General features: G+C 60.4%; 1 protein-coding gene. It reads left to right on the plus strand.

The genetic code is table 11. The features are described from left to right. The coding region (locus tag BLS56_RS32675; RefSeq protein WP_228772070.1) for a hypothetical protein at positions 1–554 on the plus strand (554 nt) is incomplete at its 5' end. Positions 555–1141: the final 587 nt, after the last annotated feature.

Raw genomic sequence — 1141 nt, forward strand, 5'->3', positions numbered from 1 at the left:
ACCAGCCCACCATCAACCTCGGTGCCCTGACCGCGAACACCGATCAGGGCGAACAGCCCCAGGCGCCGGGAGAAACACCCCAGGAGTCGGCCGGGCCAGGCGCATTGGCCCCCGAGACGGGACACCTGGACAACACCTGCGCGACCGGCGGACACCAACGTTCAGACGGCAGCCGATCCGCCCAAGTGTGGGCGTGCGGTGAAGCAGGTCCATCCGACAGTCGCTCTCCGAGCAACAGTAGTGTTCAGATTTTCCGGAACGTGGATGCCGCCGAGTTCGATTCGATCGTGGAATCAGGTGGCCGATTCGCGACCGGTGCAGGTCAAATGGAGGGCAAGTGGTTCGCCTTAAGCGGAAGTCATGCGGAACGATGGGGTGCCCTCCTCAACCGAGGAGCCGGGATTACTATTGAGACGCGTATCCCGAGGTCGCTGTTCGAGCAACTGCACCATCACCCGGGTAAGCTCGATGGGGTTGGCCCGGGTGTCTACGCGAACGTGGAGCAGTTTGAGATGATTAACCGCTTTATGGATGGGATAAGGGTCTGGCCATGATGGATAGGATTGAAGCTCCGGTCGGATACGGGTCGGTCGTGTGGCGAACAAGAGAAGAAGGGGGGCGTAGCAGTGGACCTCCTACGGCATTGGTTTACGCTGCTACGGCTGTTTTTGTTATGGGTGAGGACGAAGATGTCCAACCTGGCTGGCCCGCGTCGGCAGACGCATTGAGCATAGTGCTTGAACGTGTTGATCAAGGCGGCTTGATTGGGCGGTATAAAGTTGACTTTCTAGTGCGGGAACTTGCGCTGCCGTATCTCTCTGTTGGCTCCGATATTTTGATCATGGAAGGTCCGCGGGTTGTTGGGTCGTTGAGAATTGATGAGCTTTGTGATGCAAATCCATAGCGTGATCCGGGGACGTCCGGCTTGCCGCGGAGCGGTGTTTTATGGGCGGGCACGGTGACGCGTAAGGTGCCTGTCTGACTGGGGCCCTGGCCTTGGCCCTAAATCCAGTGCGGGTCCGGACACTCCTGGTGGCGGTGGCTCTGGTCGGAACCCGGGCAAGCGGAAGGTGAGGAGCGGTCTGCCGCTGAAGCAGATGGCCGAGGCTGTTCGCGCCGTCCAGGACCAGCGTGGCGCCGA

The sequence above is a fragment of the Actinokineospora iranica genome, from assembly GCF_900101685.1.
Taxonomy (GTDB): Bacteria; Actinomycetota; Actinomycetes; order Mycobacteriales; family Pseudonocardiaceae; genus Actinokineospora; species Actinokineospora iranica.